This is a genomic window from Phormidium sp. FACHB-1136, assembly GCF_014697375.1.
Lineage (GTDB): Bacteria > Cyanobacteriota > Cyanobacteriia > Phormidesmidales > Phormidesmidaceae > Nodosilinea.
In genome coordinates this window covers 24,038-43,829 of record NZ_JACJRS010000008.1, presented here as the reverse complement: position 1 = coordinate 43,829, position 19,792 = coordinate 24,038, and the positions used below count along the sequence as shown (strand labels likewise).

Here is a 19,792-nt window from a genome sequence, read left to right as displayed (position 1 = left end):
CCTGAACCTGGCTCCCCCTTCGCCCCTACCCCAGGGCCGGATGGCGCATGAGGTGGTAGACGGCAGTGAGCAACTGCTTGGGGTTAACGGGGTGCGGCAGGGTATCGTGGGCTCCGGCCTGCTGTGCCCGTTGGGCTTGGTCGGAGGAGGCTCCGTTGACGAGGGCCAGGATTTTCACCCCCCGGTGGCCTAGGGTCTGGCCTAGGGCGGTGATGATGTCGTAGCTGTTGGCGCTGGCCAAATTCAAGTTAATGATGACGGCGGCGGGCTGGAGGAGTTCCACCTGATCCAACACCCGCGACCCGTCCACAATCCAGATCACCTGGTAGTCGGCGGCGGTGAGCATATCGCAGATGATGCTGGCGTTTTCTTCGTTGTCTTCCACTAGTACAATACGACCGACGACGGGTTCTACCTCAGGGGCGCTGGGGGGGGGGAGGGCGCTGTCGCTGCGCTGGAGGGGAATACGCACGCTGAAGAGAGACCCCACCCCCACCTTCGACACCACTTTGATCGACCCGCCGTGAAGATCCACCAGTTGTTTGGTTAGGGCCAGCCCTAGGCCCGTGCCTTGGTATTCCCGCTGGCGAACATTTTCCAACTGCTGAAATTTCTCAAACAGCAAGGATTGAGCCGATTCCGGGATGCCGATGCCCGTATCGCTAATGTCAAACACCGCCACATTTTGCTCCCGCCGCACCCGCAGCGTGACCTTGCCCGCCGCTGGGGTAAACTTCACGGCATTGCTGATCAGGTTGCTGAGGATTTGCCGCACCCGACGCGGATCGGCCACAAAGCTATCCTGATCGGGGGCAATCTTGAGGTCAAGCACCACATCCAGGTCATTTTTGGCGGCTTCGGCCCGAAAGGCATCCACACTTTGGCGACTGAGGGAGGTGAGGGAAAATTCACGCACCTCTAGGGCGGTGCGGCCCGACTCGATTTTGGACACCTCCAAAATGTCGTTGATGACCGCCAACAGGTGTTCGCCGCTGGTGTGGATGGTATTGAGATAGTCTCGCTGGCGTTCGCTCAAATCCCCCAACGACCAGCGCAGTAGGGTCGCAGACATGCCAATGATGTAGGTGAGGGGGGTGCGTAGCTCGTGGCTCATGGTGGCCAAAAAGTCGCTCTTGGCTCGGTTCGCCGCTTGAGCCGCCGCCAGGGCATCTCGCAAATCCTGGGTGCGCTCAATCACGCAGACCTCTAGATTTTGGGTTTGCTGCTGAAGCTGCTGGTAAAGCTGGGCCTGGTTGATGGCGATGGCCAGGTGCTCGGCAATGTGGCCCAAAAACTCAATTTCCCAGGCTTCCCAATGGCGCTGCTGCTGGCACTGATGGACAATCAACAAGCCCCAAAACTGTTGCCCCACCAGAATTGGGACAACCATCTTAGACTTTACCCCCACCTGGGTCAGAAAGGCATGGAGACAGGGCACCGAAGCGTAGGCGTCATCGATGTTATCCACCACCGTGGTTTGGCCAGAGAAAAAACGCTCCTGACAGGCGGGCGACTGGCTAAAACAGAAGTTTTCAGTGTAGTGCAGCACCGAGGACAGGGTTTCGTTGGACTTTGCCTCGTAGGTGATGTATCCGCCTCGATGGTTGGCCTTTTCGTCTTCTCTGGATCCCCCCAACATGGATTTCTCTGTCGCGAATTCCTTCGGCACAGATTCCCCCGGTGCCGACTCTGGGGCTAGCGCGATGGTCTGATCGGTCTCCGCTCCGACCTCCTGTTGGGGTAGGGCAAATTGGTAAATCAGCAGCCGATCCGCCTGGAGAAAATAGCGCACCTCCGACACCGTGGTTTGCAAAATCACCGAGAGATCTAGGCTCTCCTGAATTTTCGTCACCACCTGGTTCAGCACCAAACTCCGCTCTAGCTGGCGATCCAGTCGATCCTGGACGGGCTTGCAGGTGGGCGGCATCGCCGTCGTGCAAAAGTTCAACCAATCCAGCATGAACTGGGCCTGGGCAGCAGGATCCCCATGGCCAAGATGATTCCCCAAGCTGGCCAGTTGGGCGCATTGTTCAGGATTGTCTAGGGCCGTACCTACCGCTTCCAGAAAGATTCGGATCCCATCTGGATCCATCAAAAGCTGAAGTGTGGCCGAATCCGGCGGCAAATCCCGAAGATCCGCATCTTCTTGCACAGGGCCAACCACCAGCACCACTGCCAGAGATGGGCCAATCAATCCCCAAAACTGATCCAGCCCCAACGGCCCCACCGGATAATCGGCCTCCGTCATCAGGCTCAAGCCCTGACGCTGACCATACTGCGCTAGGAACAGTCCCAGGGGATCCAGGACTGATCTGGCAATAATTTGTTCGGCACTACCAGGAAAAAGCCTCGGCATTCGCTTATTTAGGGGCTGAAACCGCCCATTTCAGGTTCGTCTTTGTGAAAGCCAGCCTGTCATGAAGGGAAATCAAGGAATTAATAGAAGTCAATATCCTAGCGGTGACTTGTCCTAAGGGAATCGAAAAAACTAGATATCTTAATCGTTGAGGTAATCGCTAATGGCCCAAACCCACAGATACCACCCCAGAGCAACACTCTGCCATAGCGGCTATCCCAGGGTGATGATCTGACGAGGGCTGAGTGGCAGGGCAGGGCCTGTAAATGGTTATTGTCTATAGTAGCTTTGGCCGTGTCCCCTCTTCGGCATACGCTAGAGTTCCTTCAGATTTCGGCGTTCCTTCTCTTCAACCCTGCCCTATGCATCGCTTAGCCGCCACCCCCGGAGGGTGGACTCCCGACACCGAAGGCGTGATTTTTGTGGAACAATCCCCCGCCGATTGGGTCTTCCTCACCGCCGCCGACACCGAAATTCAGACCCTCGCCGCCGCCCAAACGCGCTTACCCCATGGCTTTCCAACTTTGCGGGTGGCCAATCTGCTCCAGCTTCAGCAGCAGTTGGCTATTGATACCTACGCCGATACCGTCCTTCGCCACGCCAAGGTCATCATTGTGCGGATTCTTGGTGGCCGCGCCTACTGGCCCTACGGCCTAGAGGTCGTCCGTGAAACCGCCACCCAAACCGGATCCCACCTGATTGTCCTCCCCGGCGACGACCGCCCCGCCCCCGACCTGATCAGCCATGCCACCGTACCCCTCACCGTGGCCAACCAACTCTGGCGCTACCTGAACGAAGGCGGCGTGGAAAACCTCACCCACGGGCTGCTGTGGCTGTGTGACCAGCTTTTTGCCACCGAGTATCAGCCTCCAGCCCCCCAAGCCATTCCTAAAGTAGGGCGATATCCCTTTGTCCTAGCCCCGGATGCCCTCACCCCTAGCCCCTCTCCCTGTGGGAGAGGGGGACTGGAGCAGTCTGAACTCTTAACGGCTAGTTCCGACTCCCGATTCCCGACTCCCGACTCTCCACTCCCCACTCCCCACTCCCGACTCCCCATAGGACTTCTTTTCTACCGCGCCCACTACCTCGCAGGCAACACCGCCCCCATTGATGCCCTCTGTACGGCCCTCGCAGAACGCGGATTGCAACCCGTTCCGGTGTATGTGTCGTCGTTGCAGGATCCCGATGTGCAGGCGGAGATGCTGGAGTTACTGAAGCCCAAGGATGGCCCTGGGGTTGACCTATTGCTGAATACCACCAGCTTTTCGGTGGCCAAGCTGGATGGCGGCACCCTCAATCTGGATCTCTGGGAAAAGTTGGATGTGCCCGTGTTGCAGGTCATCCTCAGCGGCGGCACCCAGGAAGCTTGGGCTAGTCAAAGCCTGGGCCTTTCTCCCCGCGACATCGCCATGAACGTCGCTCTGCCGGAGGTGGATGGGCGGATTATTACCCGTGCGGTGTCCTTCAAAGCCTCTCAGCAGCGCAGCGACGCCCTAGAAACCGATGTCGTCACCTATGAACCCGTGCCCGACCGGGTGGATTTCGTGGCGGATCTAGCACTGCATTGGGCCACCCTGCGCCGCACCCCTGTGACCGAACGCCGCGTTGCCCTGGTGTTGGCCAACTATCCCAACCGCGACGGTCGCTTGGCCAATGGAGTCGGGCTAGATACGCCCCAAAGCGCCATCGAAATCCTCCAAGCCCTCAAAGCCGCTGGCTACAGCGTCGAGGATATCCCCACCGACGGCGACGACCTGATCCAACGCCTCACCGCTGGCCCCACTAACGACCCCGAAGGCCGCGACTTCCGCCCCATTCGCCAAGCCCTGCCCCAGTCTGACTACCTGGCCCACTTCCAACATCTCCCCGCCCCCGTCCAATCCGGCATGGTCAACCGCTGGGGGCAACCTACGCCCTACTCTCCCGACTCCCGACTCCCGACTCCCGACTCCCCCTTCCCCATCCCCGGACTCCAACTCGGCAATATCTTCATCGGCATCCAACCCAGCCGGGGCTACGATGTCGATCCCTCCCTCAACTACCACGCCCCCGACCTCGAACCCACCCACGACTACCTCGCTTTTTACCTCTGGCTGCGGCAGAGCTTTGGTGCCCAGGCGATTATCCATGTGGGCAAGCACGGCAATTTAGAATGGCTCCCCGGCAAGGGAGTCGGCCTCTCCCAAGACTGCTACCCCGAAGCCATGTTTGGCCCCCTGCCCCACCTCTATCCCTTCATCGTCAACGATCCGGGGGAAGGCTCCCAGGCCAAACGCCGCGCCCAAGCCGTCATCCTCGACCACCTCACGCCCCCCCTCACCCGCGCCGAACTCTACGGCCCCCTGCAACAACTGGAAGGCTTGGTAGACGAATACTACGAAGCCCAAAGCCTCGACCCCACCAGGCTCAAGGTCATCGGCGACCGCCTCCTCACCCTCCTCACCGAAACCCACCTCCTCACTGAAATCTCCCCAAAATCAGCCCCCCATTCCCCAGAGTCTCCTACCTTCCCCTCCCCCAATCTCCCCATCCCCCAATCTCCCCCTCTCCCCCTCCTCCTCCCCACCCTCGACACCTACCTCTGCGAACTCAAGGAAGCCCAAATCCGCGACGGCCTCCACATCTTTGGCCGCTGCCCCGAAGGCCGACAACTGCGGGATTTAATCATCGCCATTGCCCGCCACCCCGGCCCCGGTCGCCAGGGGTTTACCCGCGCCCTTGCCGAAACCTGGAATTTGGATATCGACCCCCTCACCGCTGACTTAGGCGAACCCTTTGATTCAAAATCCCAAGCTACATCACACCCCAACTTGCAAAATTGCTGCATTATTGGCGACGTGGTTGAGGTGTTAGAGGAAGAAGCTGCTCGGTTGGTGGATGCTTTGCTGGAAGGTTCGAGCCGCCCTCACCCTAGCCCTCTCCCAGAGGGAGAGGGAACCGGAGGTAAACAGGATGCTCAGGTTGAGGTAAGCCCATCACTTTCTAAGCACCCAACTCTTTCCCCCTCTAGCTCCCCTCTCCCTATGGGAGAGGGGTTGGGGGTGAGGGCCGAACTCACCTGGATCCAAACCACCCTTCTCCCCGCTCTCCTTCGTACCCGCGACGAAATCACCTACCTGCTCAAAGGATTAGACGGTCGCTATGTGCCCAGTGGCCCCGCCGGAGCGCCCACCCGCAACCGACCCGACGTGTTGCCCACCGGACGGAACTTCTTTTCGGTGGATATTCGCGCCATCCCTACGGAAAGCGCCTGGGATGTGGGGCGGCGGGCGGCGGAAACCCTGATTGAGCAATACACCCAGGAGAACGGCGAATATCCCCAAACCCTGGGCCTTTCGGTGTGGGGCACCTCCACCATGCGAACCGGGGGCGATGACCTAGCCGAAGCCCTGGCCCTGATGGGGGTGCGTCCGGTGTGGGATGGCCCCTCGCGACGGGTGGTGGATTTTGAGATTTTGCCCCTATCGGCCCTGGGGCGGCCTAGAGTGGATGTCACCCTGCGGATTTCGGGCTTCTTTCGGGATGCCTTTCCCAATTTGATTGACCTGTTTGATCAGGCAGTGGCGGCGGTGGCGGATTTGGACGAACCCGCTGACCAAAATCCCCTGGCGGACAGGGCGCGGCGAGAAGCGGCGACTTGGGAACAGCAGGGATTGACCCCGGAACAAGCGACGGTGCGATCTCGCTATCGGGTGTTTGGCTCTAAACCCGGTGCCTACGGGGCGGGGTTGCAGGGGTTGATCGAATCCCAAAATTGGACGACGGACGAAGACCTGGCCCACGCCTACCTGAACTGGAGCGGCTATGCCTACGGTCGCAAGGCCGAGGGCCGAGCGGCACCGGAAGCCTTTGAGCAACGGCTGCGGCACCTACAAATCGTCCTCCACAACCAGGACAACCGGGAACATGACCTGCTGGATTCCGATGACTACTACCAATTCCAGGGCGGCATGACCGTGGCGGCAAGGACGATCCAAGGCCAGCAACCCACCGTCTACTTTGGCGACAATGCCATCACCGCCCAGCCCAAGGTGCGGACGCTGGAGGCGGAAATTGCCAAGGTCTACCGTTCCCGCGTGGTCAACCCCAAGTGGATTGAGGGGGTGATGCGCCACGGCTATAAGGGAGCCTTTGAAATGGCCGCCACGGTGGATTACCTATTCGCCTACGACGCCACCGCCCGCTGTGTCGCCGATCATATGTATGAAGGTGTGGCCAATGCCTATGTGCTGGATCCCAAAGTGCAAGCCTTTGTGCAGCAATCCAACCCCTGGGCGCTGCGGGACATGGCCGAACGGCTTTTGGAAGCGAACCAGCGGGGGATGTGGGCCTCGGCAAATCCGGCCCTGCTGGACGACCTGCGCCAAATCGCCAACCAGGCCGAAGGCATCCTAGAAGCCCGCCAAACCGAGGTGGGTTAGGTTCCCGTGGCCTGATAGGATCAATTGGCTGGATTAAGACTGATTAGCTGAGGCTGATCGGTTAAAAATGTTGAAAATATCTTGGTTCTCCCTTGAGTGAGGTACCCAACGGCTTAGTTCTAGATCCCCCTAGTACCTGGCTGTCTAAGCTTCACGCTGTCTCCCCCTTGGTAAGGGGGCGGGGGGATCATCAGGGTGCACTTCAACCGAGTGAAATCCACCGTAGCCCGTTAAACCGTGATTGTTGAGGCGTGAACCGATGGCCAAATACGTCCTCTGGGGTTGCTACTGCGAAAACGCCCTAGAAAAACGCACCCCCTACCGCGAGGCTCATCTCCAGGGGCTTCAGGCCCAAAAAGACAAAGGGATTTTGCTTGCCCTAGGGCCAACGACTGACAACCAAAAGGTCTTCGGCATCTACGAAGCCGAGGACGAGGCCACCGTGCGCCAACTGATTGAGGCCGACCCCTACTGGCAAAACGGCATCTGGACGGAGTACGAAGTCCACGCCTGGAACCAGGTTTTTTAGTCCACTTGTCGGAATGTCCACGCCTGGAACCAGGTTTTTCAGCCCGTTTTTTGGAATGTCTGACTAGAATGCCCTACGCCACCCCCATGGATGACCTGGCTGATGCCCGCCGCCATGCCCCCGCCACCCAGCGCAACCGCGAACCCATTTTGGCGGTATTAGAACGGGTGTTGCCGTCCAGCGGTACGGTGCTCGAAATTTCCAGCGGCACTGGAGAACATGGGGTGTTTTTTGCGCCTCGGTTGGCTCCCCGGCAATGGCTCCCGTCCGATCCTGAGCCCTTGGCCCGCCAGAGTATTTTGGCTTGGCAAACGGCGGAACCATCGGCCAATCTACACCCGCCCCTGGCCCTGGATGCACGGCAAACGTCCTGGCCTGTGGAAGATCCTGCCGCTGACCTGGGGGTGGATTTGGCCCAGCATCCGATCACCGCCATCGTCAACATCAACATGGTACACATTGCCCCCTGGGACGCCTGCCTGGGGCTGATGGCCGGAGCCGGACGCCTGCTACCGGAGGGCGGGGTACTGTATCTCTATGGCCCCTTCAAACAGGGTGGGCAACACACCGCCCCCAGCAATGCAGCCTTCGACCAAAGCCTCCAGGCCCAAAACCCCGCCTGGGGGGTGCGAGATTTGGAAGCCGTGGTGGCCGAGGCCGAAGCGGTGGGGCTGCGCTGCGTGGAAACCGTGGCCATGCCTGCCAATAATCTATCGGTGGTGTTTCGGGCCTGATCACGGGGCAAGGATTAAGATTCCCATGGGTCATCTGTGCCGCGAGTTCTCCAAATATCGGTAGGATCAGAGGGATATTCGGATAGCGCCATGACGACCCATCCCAGCAGCCTCGAAACCTTTGACCCTAGCGGCGTTGGCCTAGACAATGGCAATCTCTATGGCCTGCCCTGCACCTATGAAGAGGCCAGCACGATTGTGTTTGGGGTGCCATGGGAGGTCACGGTGTCCTACCACGAGGGCACCGCCCAGGGGCCGCAGCGGGTGCTAGAAGCCTCTCCCCAACTCGACCTCTACGACCGAGATAACCCGGAGGGCTGGCGGCAGGGCATTTTTATGCCGCCCATCCCCCAGCACCTCCACCAGTTGAACAACCAAATGCGGGAGACCGCCCAGCGGGTGATTCAGGCCACGGAAAAGGGCATTGATATTGCCAGCCAACCTCTCCTGCAAGACGCTCTCAACCAGGTCAACCACGCCTGCGAACAGATGAACGGCTGGCTCTATGGCCAAACCTGCCAAGCCCTCGACCAGGGCAAGCGGGTGGGGGTCATTGGCGGCGACCACAGCGTGCCCCTGGGCTATCTACGAGCCTTGGCCGAACGCCACCACGATTTTGGCATCCTTCACATCGATGCCCACGCCGATCTACGCCAAGCCTACCAGGGGTTCCGCTATTCCCACGCCTCGATCATGTACAATGCCCTAGCCTTGCCCCAAATCATCCAATTCGTGCAGGTGGGCATTCGGGATGTGTGCCACGACGAGGTGGCGCTGATTGAGCAATCCCAGGGCCGCATCATCACCTACGACGACGCCACCCTCAAGGACAACCGCTACCAAGGCATGACCTGGCGGGATCAGTGCGAAACCATGGTGGCTCACCTGCCGGATCAGGTCTATGTCAGCGTGGATGTGGATGGCCTTGACCCCAAGCTGTGCCCCCATACGGGTACCCCGGTTCCGGGTGGGTTGGAGTTGGAAGAGGTCTTTTATTTACTGCGCCAGGTGGTGCGTAGCGGGCGGCAGATTATCGGCTTCGACCTCTCGGAAACCGGGGATGGCGAATGGGACGGCAACGTGGGGGCCAGAATCGTTTATAAACTCTGCGGCCTGATGGGGATTCGCTAGACCCCGCTCTAACGAATCCCACCGCAATCGATGTCCGGTGGTTTTCGTTCGCCAAAAAAAGGTATACCATGCTAGAAATAACAGCCTACCTTGGTATACCTGTGCTAAATCACCAAGAGATACCCTAGGTAGAGCCTAGTCGCACCGTTTTCCTTCACCCTATTGTTTAAGGGATAGACCATCGTTCCATGGGCAATTACGACCCTACTCACCACCAACCCCAGGGCCAGAACCAGATGGCCTGTGGGCAGGTGACGGGCGTCGCCCCTCGGAGGATGCGATCTACCCCCCGTCTACCTCTCCCTTGTTTTTGCGTTACCTCGAACCTTGTCTGCTAGTGCCCCCCTGCCATCACGTAGCCATGCCGGGGGGCGTTCCGGAAGCCCCCTGAGGTTTCCGGCTGAGGCTATCGCGCCACAATCCCAGTCCTACATTCGCTGGCTCACCGATGAGATGCTGTTTCACTATCAGCGCTGCCATCGGCGGGCCTTTTTAGACATCTATGGCGATCCCAGCCAGCAGGATCCCCCCTCCGACTATTTGTTGAAGCTGCGCCAGGACAGCACCGACCATCGGCACGAGGTCTTGCAAGACTTTCAACCCATCCATCGGCCCCCGTTTAATCCAGGCGACTGGGCCGCTGGAGCCAAGGCCACCCGCGACTTGATGGCCCAAGGGGTAGAGACCATTCACCGGGCGGTGTTGGTCATGCCCTCCCCGGTGGCGGAGGTGCAGTTCGTCAGCCAGCCCGACCTGCTGATTAAACAACCGGGCTGGTCTTGCTGGGGAGACTGGACCTACGCCCCCATCGACATTAAGCTCGGCAAAAAGCCCAAGCTAGATTATCAAGTGGTGGCGACCTACCATGCCTACGTGCTGTCGCGGGTGCAGGGGGTGTGGCCGGAGCACAGTTACTTGGCCCTGCGTGATGGTCAGCGGTATCCCATCGATTTGGGGCGGCTGGTACTCAAGTTGCAAGACACCCTCAACCACTGCCTGCAAGACCTCAGATCGCCCCAGACCCCGGAACTGTTTATTTCCCATAGCCGCTGCGACCTCTGCCACTGGTTTGGCCATTGCTATGGCGAGGCCAAGGCCCAGCGCCACCTGTCCCTGCTGCCCGGAGTGACCCCCGCCCGCTACGAGTTTCTGCGCCAGCACCACATCACCACCGTCGCCACCCTCGCCCAAACGTCGCCTGCCTACCTCGCCCCCCTCCCTGGCTTTGGCGAACCCGTGGCCGAAAAGCTGGTGCACCAAGCCCAAGCCCTAATGGACAACCGCGCCATCCCCCGCACCGATTCCCAATCCCCCCATGGGTTCCCCCTCTGGCCAGAGGACTTACCGGAGGCGGAAATTGAGCTATTTTTCGACATTGAATCTGCCCCCGACCAAAACCTGATTTACCTGCACGGGGTGCTCGTGGTCAACCGCCTCACCGGAGAAGAGACCTTTCATGCCCTGCTAGCGGAAAGCCACGCCGAAGAACGACGGGCCTGGAAGGACTTCCTCGACCTAGTACATGCCTATCCTGACTCCCCGGTCTACCACTTTTGCCCCTACGAAGCCCAGACGGTGCGCAAATTGGGCCAACGCTACGGCACCCACAATCGCCACATCGACACGCTACTCAGCCGTTTTTTTGATATTCACAAGTGCGTGACGGACGGGGTTACCCTCCCCATCGAAAGCTACGCCCTGAAGCACATTGCCCGCTGGATGGGCTTCGACTGGCGCGACGAAGGGGCCAACGGTGCCCAGTCCATCTGTTGGTACAACGCCTGGGCCGAAACCGGAGACCGCACCTACCTCGATGCCATCCTGCGCTACAACGAAGACGACTGCCGTGCCACCTACCATGTCCGGGAGTGGCTGGCCAATTTTGCAGAACCCCACTGGGAACGCCTCTACACCGCCAACGGGGCACCCTAGCCGATCCCATCCCTTCGGAATTGTAGGGGACGTTACCTAACCCACGGTAGGGGCGAGATAACCTCGCCCGCTGGCGACGTGGCCGATGACCCTAGGCCACCGAATGGCCGTTGCTATGGACAACATCCTGGGCGATGGGGAGGGTCATGCGGACGGTGGTTTGCTGGCCCACAAAGCTTTCGATGTCGAGTTCACCGCCATAGAGGGCCATCGTGAGTTTGGCGATGGCAAGGCCCAGACCATTGCCGGGACGTTCGTAGATCTGGCGATGGAACTGCATATAGGCCCCAATGGCGCGAACTTGATCTGCATCCATCCCCCGACCTTGGTCAATCACAAAAAGATGCAGATGGGCCTCTTGAATGCGGCTAATCACCTTAACCGGGTTCCCGGCGGGGGAAAACTTAAAGGCATTATCCACAATTTCTTGCACTACTTTTTTCAGCCGCCAGTCGGAAATAGCAACGTAGGCATCCTCCAGTTCAAGCTGAAGATCGGCCTGACGGTTGACCTCCTTGGCCTTTTGCAGGGCGGCGGCTTGGATGATGGGGGTGGTGAGGCAGGGTTCGGTGCGCTGCCGCAGTTTCTCGACGGTTTCGGGGTTGGCGGTAGCCAGTTCCAGATCGGCGTAGGTAATGAAGTTCTGAATGAGGGAGTAGAGTTTGTTGCCGGAGGTTTCAATGGCATCCAGGAGTTCCTCAATTTCCTTCTTATCCATGGTGCTGTAGCCCGTGCGCAGCAGGTGTGCGCCATTGATAATGCCAACTAGGGGGGTGTTGAGTTCGTAGGGCAGGGCGTAGGAAATGGTGTCCCGCAGCTTATCCACCTGGCGCTGGGTTTGTTGCTGCTGGTTTTCTTGGCGGGCAAGGCGAGCGGCCACGGCCTGACGCAGTTCATCGGGGGTGAAGGGTTTGGTCAGGTAGTCATCAGCTCCGAGGGCCATTCCCTGGCGCAGATCGGCCCGGTCGGCCTTGGCGGTAAGAAAGATAAAGGGAATAGCCGCCGTTTCTTCAGCATCGCGCAGGGCGGCAAGCACCGCATAGCCATCCATCTGGGGCATCATAATGTCGCAGATGATCAGATCGGGCTTTTCCTCCTTAGCGAGGGCTAGCCCCTCGGCTCCGTCTGAGGCGGTGACGGTATAGAAATCCTCCAGGCTCAAAATGTCGTAGATATTGTCTTGAACCTGAAGATCATCTTCGATGACTAAAATCTTTTTCATGGTGTGGGTCGTCCTTGATTGGAACACTACAGGGAATTTAGATCGATGGGTCGCGCTGGGGGTCGCGCTGTTGAACGTTGTTTCGCGTTGGGTTTAGACGGGGGCCAACGCCAGGAACAGCGTGACCCAAGCACCGAGATGGATAGGGGAACCATGGCCAGCCCAACTACCGCAAAGACTGTCGGGTGGCCGATGGGGTGGCCGCATAGCCCTGTTCAAAGGCTTCGGCGCTGAGCGGTGGGCTATACCAGTAGCCCTGGACAATGTCGCACTCAATGGACTGCAAACAGGCCAGGTCGGCTTCGGTTTCTACCCCTTCGGCCACCACCTTCAGCCCCAGATCATGGGCCATCTGAATCATGGCCGCGACCAGGGTCTGGTTTTTAGGGCGAGAGGCCAAATGATGCACAAAGCACCGATCAATTTTGAGGGTACTGAGGGCAAACTGGCTGAGGTATTGAAACGAAGAATAGCCCACCCCAAAATCATCAATGGCAATGTGAATGCCGCTGTCCTTCAGATCTCGGAGGAGGTGCTGGGCCAAACTGGTATCCTGCATCAGCACCGTTTCGGTAATTTCCAACTCCAGACGATGGGGGGGCAGCCCCGTTTGGGCCAACACCTGGGTGATGGTTTCCCGTAGGTCGGGGGCCGCAAACTGCCGTGGGGAAAGGTTCACGGAGATCAGGGCATTGGTGGGGTAGTGGGGCCACCGCTGCACCTGTTCACAGGCGGTGCGCAAGACCCATTCCCCGATGGGCACCATCAGGTCTGTTGCCTCGGCAATGGGGATAAAGTGGGCCGGAGAAATATTCCCCCGCACCGGATGAAACCATCGCATCAGCGCCTCGGCCCCCGCCAGGGTTTGGGTTTTGAGATCAATCTGGGGCTGGTAGTAGATCTGGAACTCCTGGCGGTCTAGGGCATGGTGGAGGTCGGCCTCCATGGAAAAGCGATACTTCACCTGCTGATGTAAATCGGTCGAATAGAAACTGACGGGCCGATCTCCCTGTTCTGGCAACCCCGTCGCGGCCATTTCCGCCTCCAGCAGTAGCGTGTCGAAGCTGACCCCATCCTGGGGATAGATCGCCACCCCAATTTTGGGGATGAGAAAGAGATTGTGATCCTCCAGGGTAATGGGGGCATCGAACACCTGGGCCACCGCCTCGGCCCAGGTCTGGGCCTGGGACAGGGTAGGACTTGGCCCCATCACCATGGCGAACTGGTGATCGCTGATGTAGGCCATGCCCCCGCCCTGGGAGGCAGCGGTTAACCGTTGGCCAATCTGCTGCACCAGGGCCACACTGAGATCGGATCCGAGGGCCGCTCGAATAGAGGCCAACTGGTCAAAGGTGAAATAGAGCAGGGCAAGATGTTGCTGCGTTCCTCGGATGCGGGTAATAAGGGTTTGAAAGCAAGCGGCGAGGGCCACCCGGTTGGGCAACCCCGTGAGGGCATCGTGGGCACGGTGAAATTCCAGTTCGGTAGACAGATGGTGGATTTGGCTTTGGTAAAGCTGGGTTTGGGCCGTGGCTTTCCTCAGCCGCGCCCGCACCGATTCCAGCACCTCCTGGGGGGTAAAGGGTTTGGTGAGGTAGTCGTCCGCCCCTAGGGTCATGCCCTGGCGGAGGCTGGCCCGGTCGGCTTTGGCCGTAAGGAAAATAAACGGAATGGCTTCGGTTTGGGGGACTTCCCGCAGGGCGGTAATCACGTCATAGCCGTCTCCGTAGGGCATCATAATGTCGCAAATGATCAAATCCGGTAGGGCTTGCTGCGCCAGTTGAATCCCCACAAGGCCATCGGTGGCGGCCAAGGTCTCAAACCCCTCTAGGCTCAGAATATCCTCCAGATTTTCCCGGATGAAGGGTTCATCTTCAATAATTAGAATTTTTGTCATGGAGCCTCTAGGGCGTTACCAAACGATACAAACAACGGATTGATCTCCCGGATTAAATGAGCTTGAATTGGCTCAGGAGTTTGAGGTTCTTGGGAGAAATCAGGTCTTGCAGTTGGGACATCTGGTTTAGCATCATAATCTCCCGCGAACATTCTTCCCTGAGAATATTCAGGTAGCGTTCCCGCACCGCCTCATCCTCGCTAGTGGCCAAGAGTTGAATGGCAATGTTGATATTGGAGAGGGGATCCCGCAAATCGACAATGATCTTGCGCAGAAAGTCCTCCTGGGTTTCAATCAGGGTTTGTCGTTCCTGTACCTCTCGCTGATACTTCAAGGCCCGCTCCCGCTCCTGATTGTATTTTTCCATCATCACAGCCTGCTTTTGCAAGCGAACGGCAACGGCTTTTCTCAGTTCTAGAGGGGTAAAGGGCTTGGTTAAGTAGTCATCGGCCCCCGATTCCATCCCCTGACGCAGATCCACCGTTTCGGCCTTGGCGGTTAAAAAGATGAAGGGAATGGTGGCCGTAGTGGGATCCTGACGCAGTTGTTCTAGCACCCCGTAGCCATCCAGTTCGGGCATCATAATGTCGCAGATAATCAAATTGGGCTGCTCGGCCCGCGCCATCAGCACACCCAACAAGCCGTTATCCGCCGAAATCACCTTGAATCCTTCCAGTTGGAGGATATCAATGACATTATCTTGAACCCCTTTTTCGTCCTCAATTACCAGAATTTTAGTCATTGTTAGCCTCGTAAAATGCGGTGCAGACAGTACGGTGCGGGTCATCCTTAATCTCAGCCCATCTCTAAGTTGCCCGATATTGACGGAAAATATGCAGCGCAAACTTAAAGGTTTATGACACCCCGTCCCAGACAATGGGCGACCGCCCATGCCCATTGTCTGAGACACTGGCCGCTTTGCCATCCTCACCTTTTCCCAGCCGTTCGCTACTACGGCCTAGGTATAACCGTCAGCGAAGGGAGGGAGGCTTCCGTAATACGGAGAGGCGAGGGGAAAAATCGGGGCTACAGACGGGCCGTAGTAACGGCTTGGTTACAAACAGCCCCATGACCCAGCGTATCTACTTAGGTCACGGAGGAGGCTACGGAGCCCGGTCATTCACAAGTTGTTACGTTGGGCGCAAGAGGCCAAGGCCAGGGACAAAAACCGATTCAGGGTCGATGAGATGCCGTCCGGAAGCCAATTTCATCACTGACACAGGCCCGCCGAAATTCCCTGGGCCAGATTGAGGATGCTGATAGAACAGATGACCACGGCGCAATTTTCGCCGGGATGGTTCTCCTTTCGGTGTCGTTGCTAGGATTGGGTATCTATGAAGACTGCATCTACTGGCTGTACTATGGCGGCATTTCCCCCAGGGTCTCCCCCTCCCTCCCATTCCTCCCCTGAGCCAGTGGGCGGGGAGTTAGGGGCATTGACCCAGGCCATTGACCAGCTCTTTGAGAATCGCCTCGGTCGTCGGCCCGGTGGGCTAGGGGGCGTGGCGGCGCGGCTGGCGGCGGAGGTGGATCGCATTTGCCATCGCAGTGACCGCATTCAGGCGTCGGGAGATGTGCACCACTGGCAGCAGGCCTTGGTGCGTCACCGGGTCGATAAATGCTTGACCTACTACGAGGCGGGATCTCGCCAGGGGCGGGTGGATCTCCACAGCAGCCTCAGCGCCATCGTCTATCGCCATGTGGCCCCCAAGGAAAGCTACCTCAGCTTCCAGGGTCGCTACGCCCTGATTGAAGACTTCATGCAAACCTTTTACATCGAGGTGCTGAATGCCTTTCGACGGGAACACCATCTGCCCACCACCTACACGCCACGTACCCAGTTGGAACTGGCGGAATACATGGCCTTTAGCGAGCAGTATGCCAAACGCCGCATTGCCCTACCCGGTCGCCAGAGCCAGCAGTTGATTGTGCTCCGTGCCCAAGCCTTTAGCCGTCGTCAGCCCGCCGAAACCGCCGTGGATATGGGCCTGGTGAGCGAGGGGGCGAAGTTGGAGGAGGCGGAAACCTATGCCCGTAGTTCCGTGGTGCAGCAGGTTCGCGAAAAACTCAAAACCGACGCCTACGATCCGGGGGAAGCCGTCATGCGAGACCGGGTGATTAACGCCCTGGTGGATTACTTTAAAGCCCAAAACCAGACGGACTGCATCGATTATTTGGTGCTGAAGCTGGAGGATTGCTCCGCCGCCGAAATTGACGACATTCTGGGCCTTTCCCCCCGCCAGCGAGACTACCTACAGCAGCGGTTTAAGTACCACGTCGAAAAATTTTCCCAGCAGCACGAGTGGGATTTGGTCCACCAGTGGCTTGGGGCCAACCTGGAGGCCAGCCTGGGGATGACGCCGGATCAATGGCAGGGCTTTTTGGCCAGTCTGCCCGCCGATCAACGGCGGTTGATTGACCTCAAACGCCGCCAAGGCCAAGCCGATGATGCCGACCTTGCCCAAACCCTAGGCTGGACGCCCAAAAAAGTCCACCGCACCTGGAGCAAATTGCTCAAGGGAGCCTGGGACTATCGCAACCAAGGAACGCGGGCGGAGGATAAACCCTAGGTGGGCGGCAATCCGATGCCCCTAGGCCGAAACCTGGGCATCCCCGCCACCCTCGGGGGGCTCGAATTTGTAGCCCACCCCCCGCACCGTTTGGATCAGGGCGGGCTCATTGGTATCCTTCTCAATTTTTTTGCGGATTTGGCCCACATGGACATCGACCACCCGCTGGTCGCCCACATAGTCGTAGTCCCACACCTTTTGGATCAGTTCGGCCCGTCGCCACACCCGCCCCGGATGGCTGGCCAAAAAGTGCAACAGGTCAAACTCCAGGGCGGTCAGGGGCACCATCTCATCCCGCAGCATCACCTCCCGCCGCACCGGGTCGATCACCAGGCGATTAAAGGTGAGACACTGCTGTTCGGCATTGGTGACCGGACGTTGGCGCTTGAGGATGGCCCCCACCCGCACCTCCAATTCCAGCAGGCTAAAGGGCTTGGTCAGGTAGTCGTCGGCCCCCTCCGAAAACCCACGAATTTTGTCCGCTTCGTCGGTGCGACTGGTTAGCATCAGCACAAACACCCCCGTGCGCGACTGCATCTCCTTGCAGAGGTCGTAGCCGTTGGTGTCGGGTAGGTTCACGTCTAGAATGACCAGGTCGGGGGTAAACTGCTCAAACAGCGCCAGCGCCTTTTTCCCGTCCTCAGCGGCCTCCATCGTGTAGTTCTGCTTCGCCAAAAAGCGGTAAATCAAGTTGCGAATGGCAGGATCGTCGTCAACAACCAGGATTTTGGCCTCCGCCATGGTTACACCTTTGGTCTAAGTGGGCTGCAAGGATAAACTTTTAGAGGGAACCGCAGGCGATTCCTTGGCCCTTATCCTAGGAAAGGGCAAGATAGCGTAACATTCTTCCAGGGTTTTGCACCATTTCCGCCATCACTGGCCGCATAATTCCCTAGCTTACTAGAGATGTTTATGAAGATGCCATGCTAATCTCCGTAAAAACCCATGCCCATGTCCCTTTTCTGGGCTAGGCCGCAACGGCAAGGCTGACCTAGGCGTCGTCTTTCCAGGGTTCCACCACCGTGTTGACCACAATGTCGGCGTTGAGGCTAGCGGCCACGGCACAGTAGCGGCTATGGGACAGTTCGGCGGATCGCGCTAGGGCGGATTCGGTCACCGCTGGGCCAGCCCCATAGTGGGTCACGGTGATGTGGGTAAAGCGGCGGGGATGGGTGTCGGCTTGGGTGCCCGTCACTTCGATGCGGTAGCGGGCGAGGGGCTGGCGTTTTTTGGCCATAATGTCAATCACATCGTAGGCGGTGCAAGACCCCAAGGCGGCTAGCAACAGGTCGGTGGGTTTGGGGCCAATGGCGGGCTGGTCGCCATCCACCAAAATCCGATCCCCGGTCTCGTTTTGCCCTACAAATCGATGGCCACAAAGCTGTTGTAGCACAATGGTCTTGGTCGTCATCCGCGTCCTCCGCCGTCAAGAGATACCTAATTCTTATACCAAGCGTCCCTACTGCCAACGCAGCAGTTGAAACCTATAGATAAGCCGTAGCCACAGCCAGGGGGGTTAATTGCCAAAACCACGAAAATGGCCAGGGAGCAGATTAATGCCTAGGGCCGACTTTAGTAGGTAGGCGAGAAGGAACAGCCCAACGCTGACGGCCAAGTTAAAGCCGAGCAGCAGCAGCACCGCCGCCACCCAGTTCACCCAGCGAGTAACGGGAGAAATCACTGGGGGCCGAGCCGAACGCCGTCGATCTTTGCCCACCATGATCACGATGTAGTAGCGGCTGATCAAAAGGTCAATATCCATCCGGAGATCAATCAGCTTGGGGGAGGGCTTGGGCAGGGCGAGATTGACCACACGGCTAACTTCGGCCCATTGGTCGGGGGTGAGGCTATCGCGCACCGATGGAGTCATTTGATCCAGGTAATGATCGGGGGTGAGGGGACGCCCCACAGGCTGAGGGCCAGGGGACTGACGGTGCTTCTCCGCCGCAAACTGGGGTTGATGGGACATTTGATTGACCTCTGAACCTCGTGATCTCTGAATTGCTGCGATTTCCTGATGCCTGATCCCTGCCCGTCACTCCCCCACAGGGCTGTTCCCACCTACCCCATGGCCTCCCTGCTGGCTGGCAATCCCTCGCCTGACCTCCCAACGCCTAGCCCAAGGGCCACCCGGTTTGGTAGATCCAACGCCCCCCTTGCATCGCCAAAAGCATCATCCCCAGGGTGATCCCTCGTCCCCACTGGCGGTCGCGGGAAGGGCGTTGCCGCAGGTCGCTCCCCTGCTTCCCCACTAGACAGATATAGCCTAAGGCCGCCGACCAGAGCACCATGATGGTCAAGGCCCAGTACTTGTAGTGCAGATTCATTGGCCAAAATTCGGGGAAATAGTCTAGAGCGACCAACGCCGCCACCCCCATCGAACAAAAGACACTGGCCGGAATTACCCCTCCCATGCCCACACCCAGCAGGTAAACCAAGATGAGGCCAAGACCAAGGATCGGCCCCCAGGGCAGCGCTAACGCCGCCAGCCACCAGCCCCAAAACACCATCCCCAAAACCAGCAACAGCAGAATCCAGGGATGACCTAGGCGGTGGGACACAGCAACCGGGAGTGACATGGGAACAGATCAATGGCGGGCAAGACAGAGAAGCAAGACCCTGGGGCTTTATTTTATCCTAGCCTACTCAGTAGCCCTTCACTTATAAGGTAAATATTGATACCCACCTAGCGATGGATACGGGGTTGTCCTGAGGATAGCGGGGATAGCGGCAGCAATTCTCACTATGGCCATTCAGCTAGTATTGGGCAGGACTGCTAGCGGGTGCGGCCTGCTAAGACAACCCCAGTAGATCACAAACGTGCCCTTGTGCCGCGATTCAGCCCTCACCTCGTGGGAGAGGGGCTGGGTGAGGGCTGCGGGGACTTTGTGATCGACTGATCCTACGTTGATAGGCCAAAAAGGAGGGGGGTTGGGTGAAGAACACGCTAAACGAGATCAAGGCGACATCCTCTATCCCATAGCGACTGTTCTGGCCCGT

At 58.5% G+C, this 19,792-nt stretch carries 14 protein-coding genes; 6 read left to right on the top strand and 8 right to left on the bottom strand.

The annotated features are described in order from the left end of the window. Positions 1–25: 25 nt before the first annotated feature. Positions 26–2,356: an ATP-binding protein gene (locus H6G62_RS04130; RefSeq protein ID WP_190492850.1), complete on the bottom strand. Its 2,331-nt coding sequence runs from the start codon at positions 2,354–2,356 to the stop codon at positions 26–28. A gap of 362 nt (positions 2,357–2,718) precedes the next feature. On the opposite strand from H6G62_RS04130, the gene cobN reads away from it, so the two are divergent. From cobN to H6G62_RS04105, 5 genes are all read left to right on the top strand, one after another. Then, positions 2,719–6,777, top strand: a complete 4,059-nt coding sequence (cobN, locus tag H6G62_RS04125) for a cobaltochelatase subunit CobN (RefSeq protein WP_190492849.1) — start codon at positions 2,719–2,721, stop codon at positions 6,775–6,777. A gap of 259 nt (positions 6,778–7,036) precedes the next feature. Further along, the gene (locus tag H6G62_RS04120; RefSeq protein ID WP_190492848.1) at positions 7,037–7,306 is read left to right on the top strand and encodes a YciI family protein; all 270 of its coding nucleotides are present in this window, start codon (positions 7,037–7,039) and stop codon (positions 7,304–7,306) included. Between the two features lie 68 nt (positions 7,307–7,374). After that, complete coding sequence (locus H6G62_RS04115; RefSeq protein WP_242051817.1) at positions 7,375–8,040, top strand: DUF938 domain-containing protein; 666 nt, start codon at positions 7,375–7,377, stop codon at positions 8,038–8,040. A gap of 90 nt (positions 8,041–8,130) precedes the next feature. Then, the gene (locus H6G62_RS04110) at positions 8,131–9,171 is read left to right on the top strand and encodes an agmatinase family protein (protein ID WP_190492847.1); all 1,041 of its coding nucleotides are present in this window, start codon (positions 8,131–8,133) and stop codon (positions 9,169–9,171) included. 327 nt (positions 9,172–9,498) lie between these two features. After that, positions 9,499–11,103: a TM0106 family RecB-like putative nuclease gene (locus tag H6G62_RS04105; RefSeq protein WP_347239289.1), complete on the top strand. Its 1,605-nt coding sequence runs from the start codon at positions 9,499–9,501 to the stop codon at positions 11,101–11,103. A 91-nt stretch (positions 11,104–11,194) separates the two neighbouring features. Here the strand turns inward: H6G62_RS04105 and H6G62_RS04100 are convergent, their stop codons facing one another. The 3 genes from H6G62_RS04100 to H6G62_RS04090 form a co-directional block, all read right to left on the bottom strand. Further along, positions 11,195–12,325: a response regulator gene (locus H6G62_RS04100; protein ID WP_190492846.1), complete on the bottom strand. Its 1,131-nt coding sequence runs from the start codon at positions 12,323–12,325 to the stop codon at positions 11,195–11,197. A 166-nt stretch (positions 12,326–12,491) separates the two neighbouring features. Beyond that, positions 12,492–14,222 (bottom strand): EAL domain-containing protein, encoded by a 1,731-nt coding sequence (locus H6G62_RS04095; RefSeq protein ID WP_190492845.1) that lies wholly within the window; start codon positions 14,220–14,222, stop codon positions 12,492–12,494. A 52-nt stretch (positions 14,223–14,274) separates the two neighbouring features. Next, positions 14,275–14,964 (bottom strand): response regulator, encoded by a 690-nt coding sequence (locus H6G62_RS04090; protein WP_190492844.1) that lies wholly within the window; start codon positions 14,962–14,964, stop codon positions 14,275–14,277. A 592-nt stretch (positions 14,965–15,556) separates the two neighbouring features. On the opposite strand from H6G62_RS04090, the gene H6G62_RS04085 reads away from it, so the two are divergent. Continuing rightward, positions 15,557–16,792: a hypothetical protein gene (locus tag H6G62_RS04085; RefSeq protein WP_242051816.1), complete on the top strand. Its 1,236-nt coding sequence runs from the start codon at positions 15,557–15,559 to the stop codon at positions 16,790–16,792. A 21-nt stretch (positions 16,793–16,813) separates the two neighbouring features. Here H6G62_RS04085 and H6G62_RS04080 read toward each other — a convergent pair whose 3' ends face one another. The 4 genes from H6G62_RS04080 to H6G62_RS04065 all read right to left on the bottom strand — a co-directional run bounded on the left by H6G62_RS04080 (position 16,814) and on the right by H6G62_RS04065 (position 19,371). Beyond that, entirely contained in the window at positions 16,814–17,533 is a 720-nt protein-coding gene (locus tag H6G62_RS04080) for a response regulator transcription factor (protein WP_190492843.1), read from the bottom strand. 250 nt (positions 17,534–17,783) lie between these two features. Beyond that, the gene (locus H6G62_RS04075; protein WP_190492842.1) at positions 17,784–18,203 is read right to left on the bottom strand and encodes an OsmC family protein; all 420 of its coding nucleotides are present in this window, start codon (positions 18,201–18,203) and stop codon (positions 17,784–17,786) included. 105 nt (positions 18,204–18,308) lie between these two features. Continuing rightward, positions 18,309–18,761, bottom strand: a complete 453-nt coding sequence (locus H6G62_RS04070) for a hypothetical protein (RefSeq protein ID WP_190492841.1) — start codon at positions 18,759–18,761, stop codon at positions 18,309–18,311. Between the two features lie 145 nt (positions 18,762–18,906). After that, entirely contained in the window at positions 18,907–19,371 is a 465-nt protein-coding gene (locus H6G62_RS04065) for a hypothetical protein (RefSeq protein WP_190492840.1), read from the bottom strand. Positions 19,372–19,792 lie beyond the last annotated feature (421 nt).

Bases quoted from the DNA above. Each gene is read 5' to 3' on its own strand.
- H6G62_RS04130 (WP_190492850.1), bottom strand. From the start codon at position 2,356: ATGCCGAGGCTTTTTCCTGGTAGTGCCGAACAAATTATTGCCAGATCA.
- cobN (WP_190492849.1), top strand. From the start codon at position 2,719: ATGCATCGCTTAGCCGCCACCCCCGGAGGGTGGACTCCCGACACCGAA.
- H6G62_RS04120 (WP_190492848.1), top strand. From the start codon at position 7,037: ATGGCCAAATACGTCCTCTGGGGTTGCTACTGCGAAAACGCCCTAGAA.
- H6G62_RS04115 (WP_242051817.1), top strand. From the start codon at position 7,375: ATGCCCTACGCCACCCCCATGGATGACCTGGCTGATGCCCGCCGCCAT.
- H6G62_RS04110 (WP_190492847.1), top strand. From the start codon at position 8,131: ATGACGACCCATCCCAGCAGCCTCGAAACCTTTGACCCTAGCGGCGTT.
- H6G62_RS04100 (WP_190492846.1), bottom strand. From the start codon at position 12,325: ATGAAAAAGATTTTAGTCATCGAAGATGATCTTCAGGTTCAAGACAAT.
- H6G62_RS04095 (WP_190492845.1), bottom strand. From the start codon at position 14,222: ATGACAAAAATTCTAATTATTGAAGATGAACCCTTCATCCGGGAAAAT.
- H6G62_RS04090 (WP_190492844.1), bottom strand. From the start codon at position 14,964: ATGACTAAAATTCTGGTAATTGAGGACGAAAAAGGGGTTCAAGATAAT.
- H6G62_RS04085 (WP_242051816.1), top strand. From the start codon at position 15,557: ATGAAGACTGCATCTACTGGCTGTACTATGGCGGCATTTCCCCCAGGG.
- H6G62_RS04080 (WP_190492843.1), bottom strand. From the start codon at position 17,533: ATGGCGGAGGCCAAAATCCTGGTTGTTGACGACGATCCTGCCATTCGC.
- H6G62_RS04075 (WP_190492842.1), bottom strand. From the start codon at position 18,203: ATGACGACCAAGACCATTGTGCTACAACAGCTTTGTGGCCATCGATTT.
- H6G62_RS04070 (WP_190492841.1), bottom strand. From the start codon at position 18,761: ATGTCCCATCAACCCCAGTTTGCGGCGGAGAAGCACCGTCAGTCCCCT.
- H6G62_RS04065 (WP_190492840.1), bottom strand. From the start codon at position 19,371: ATGTCACTCCCGGTTGCTGTGTCCCACCGCCTAGGTCATCCCTGGATT.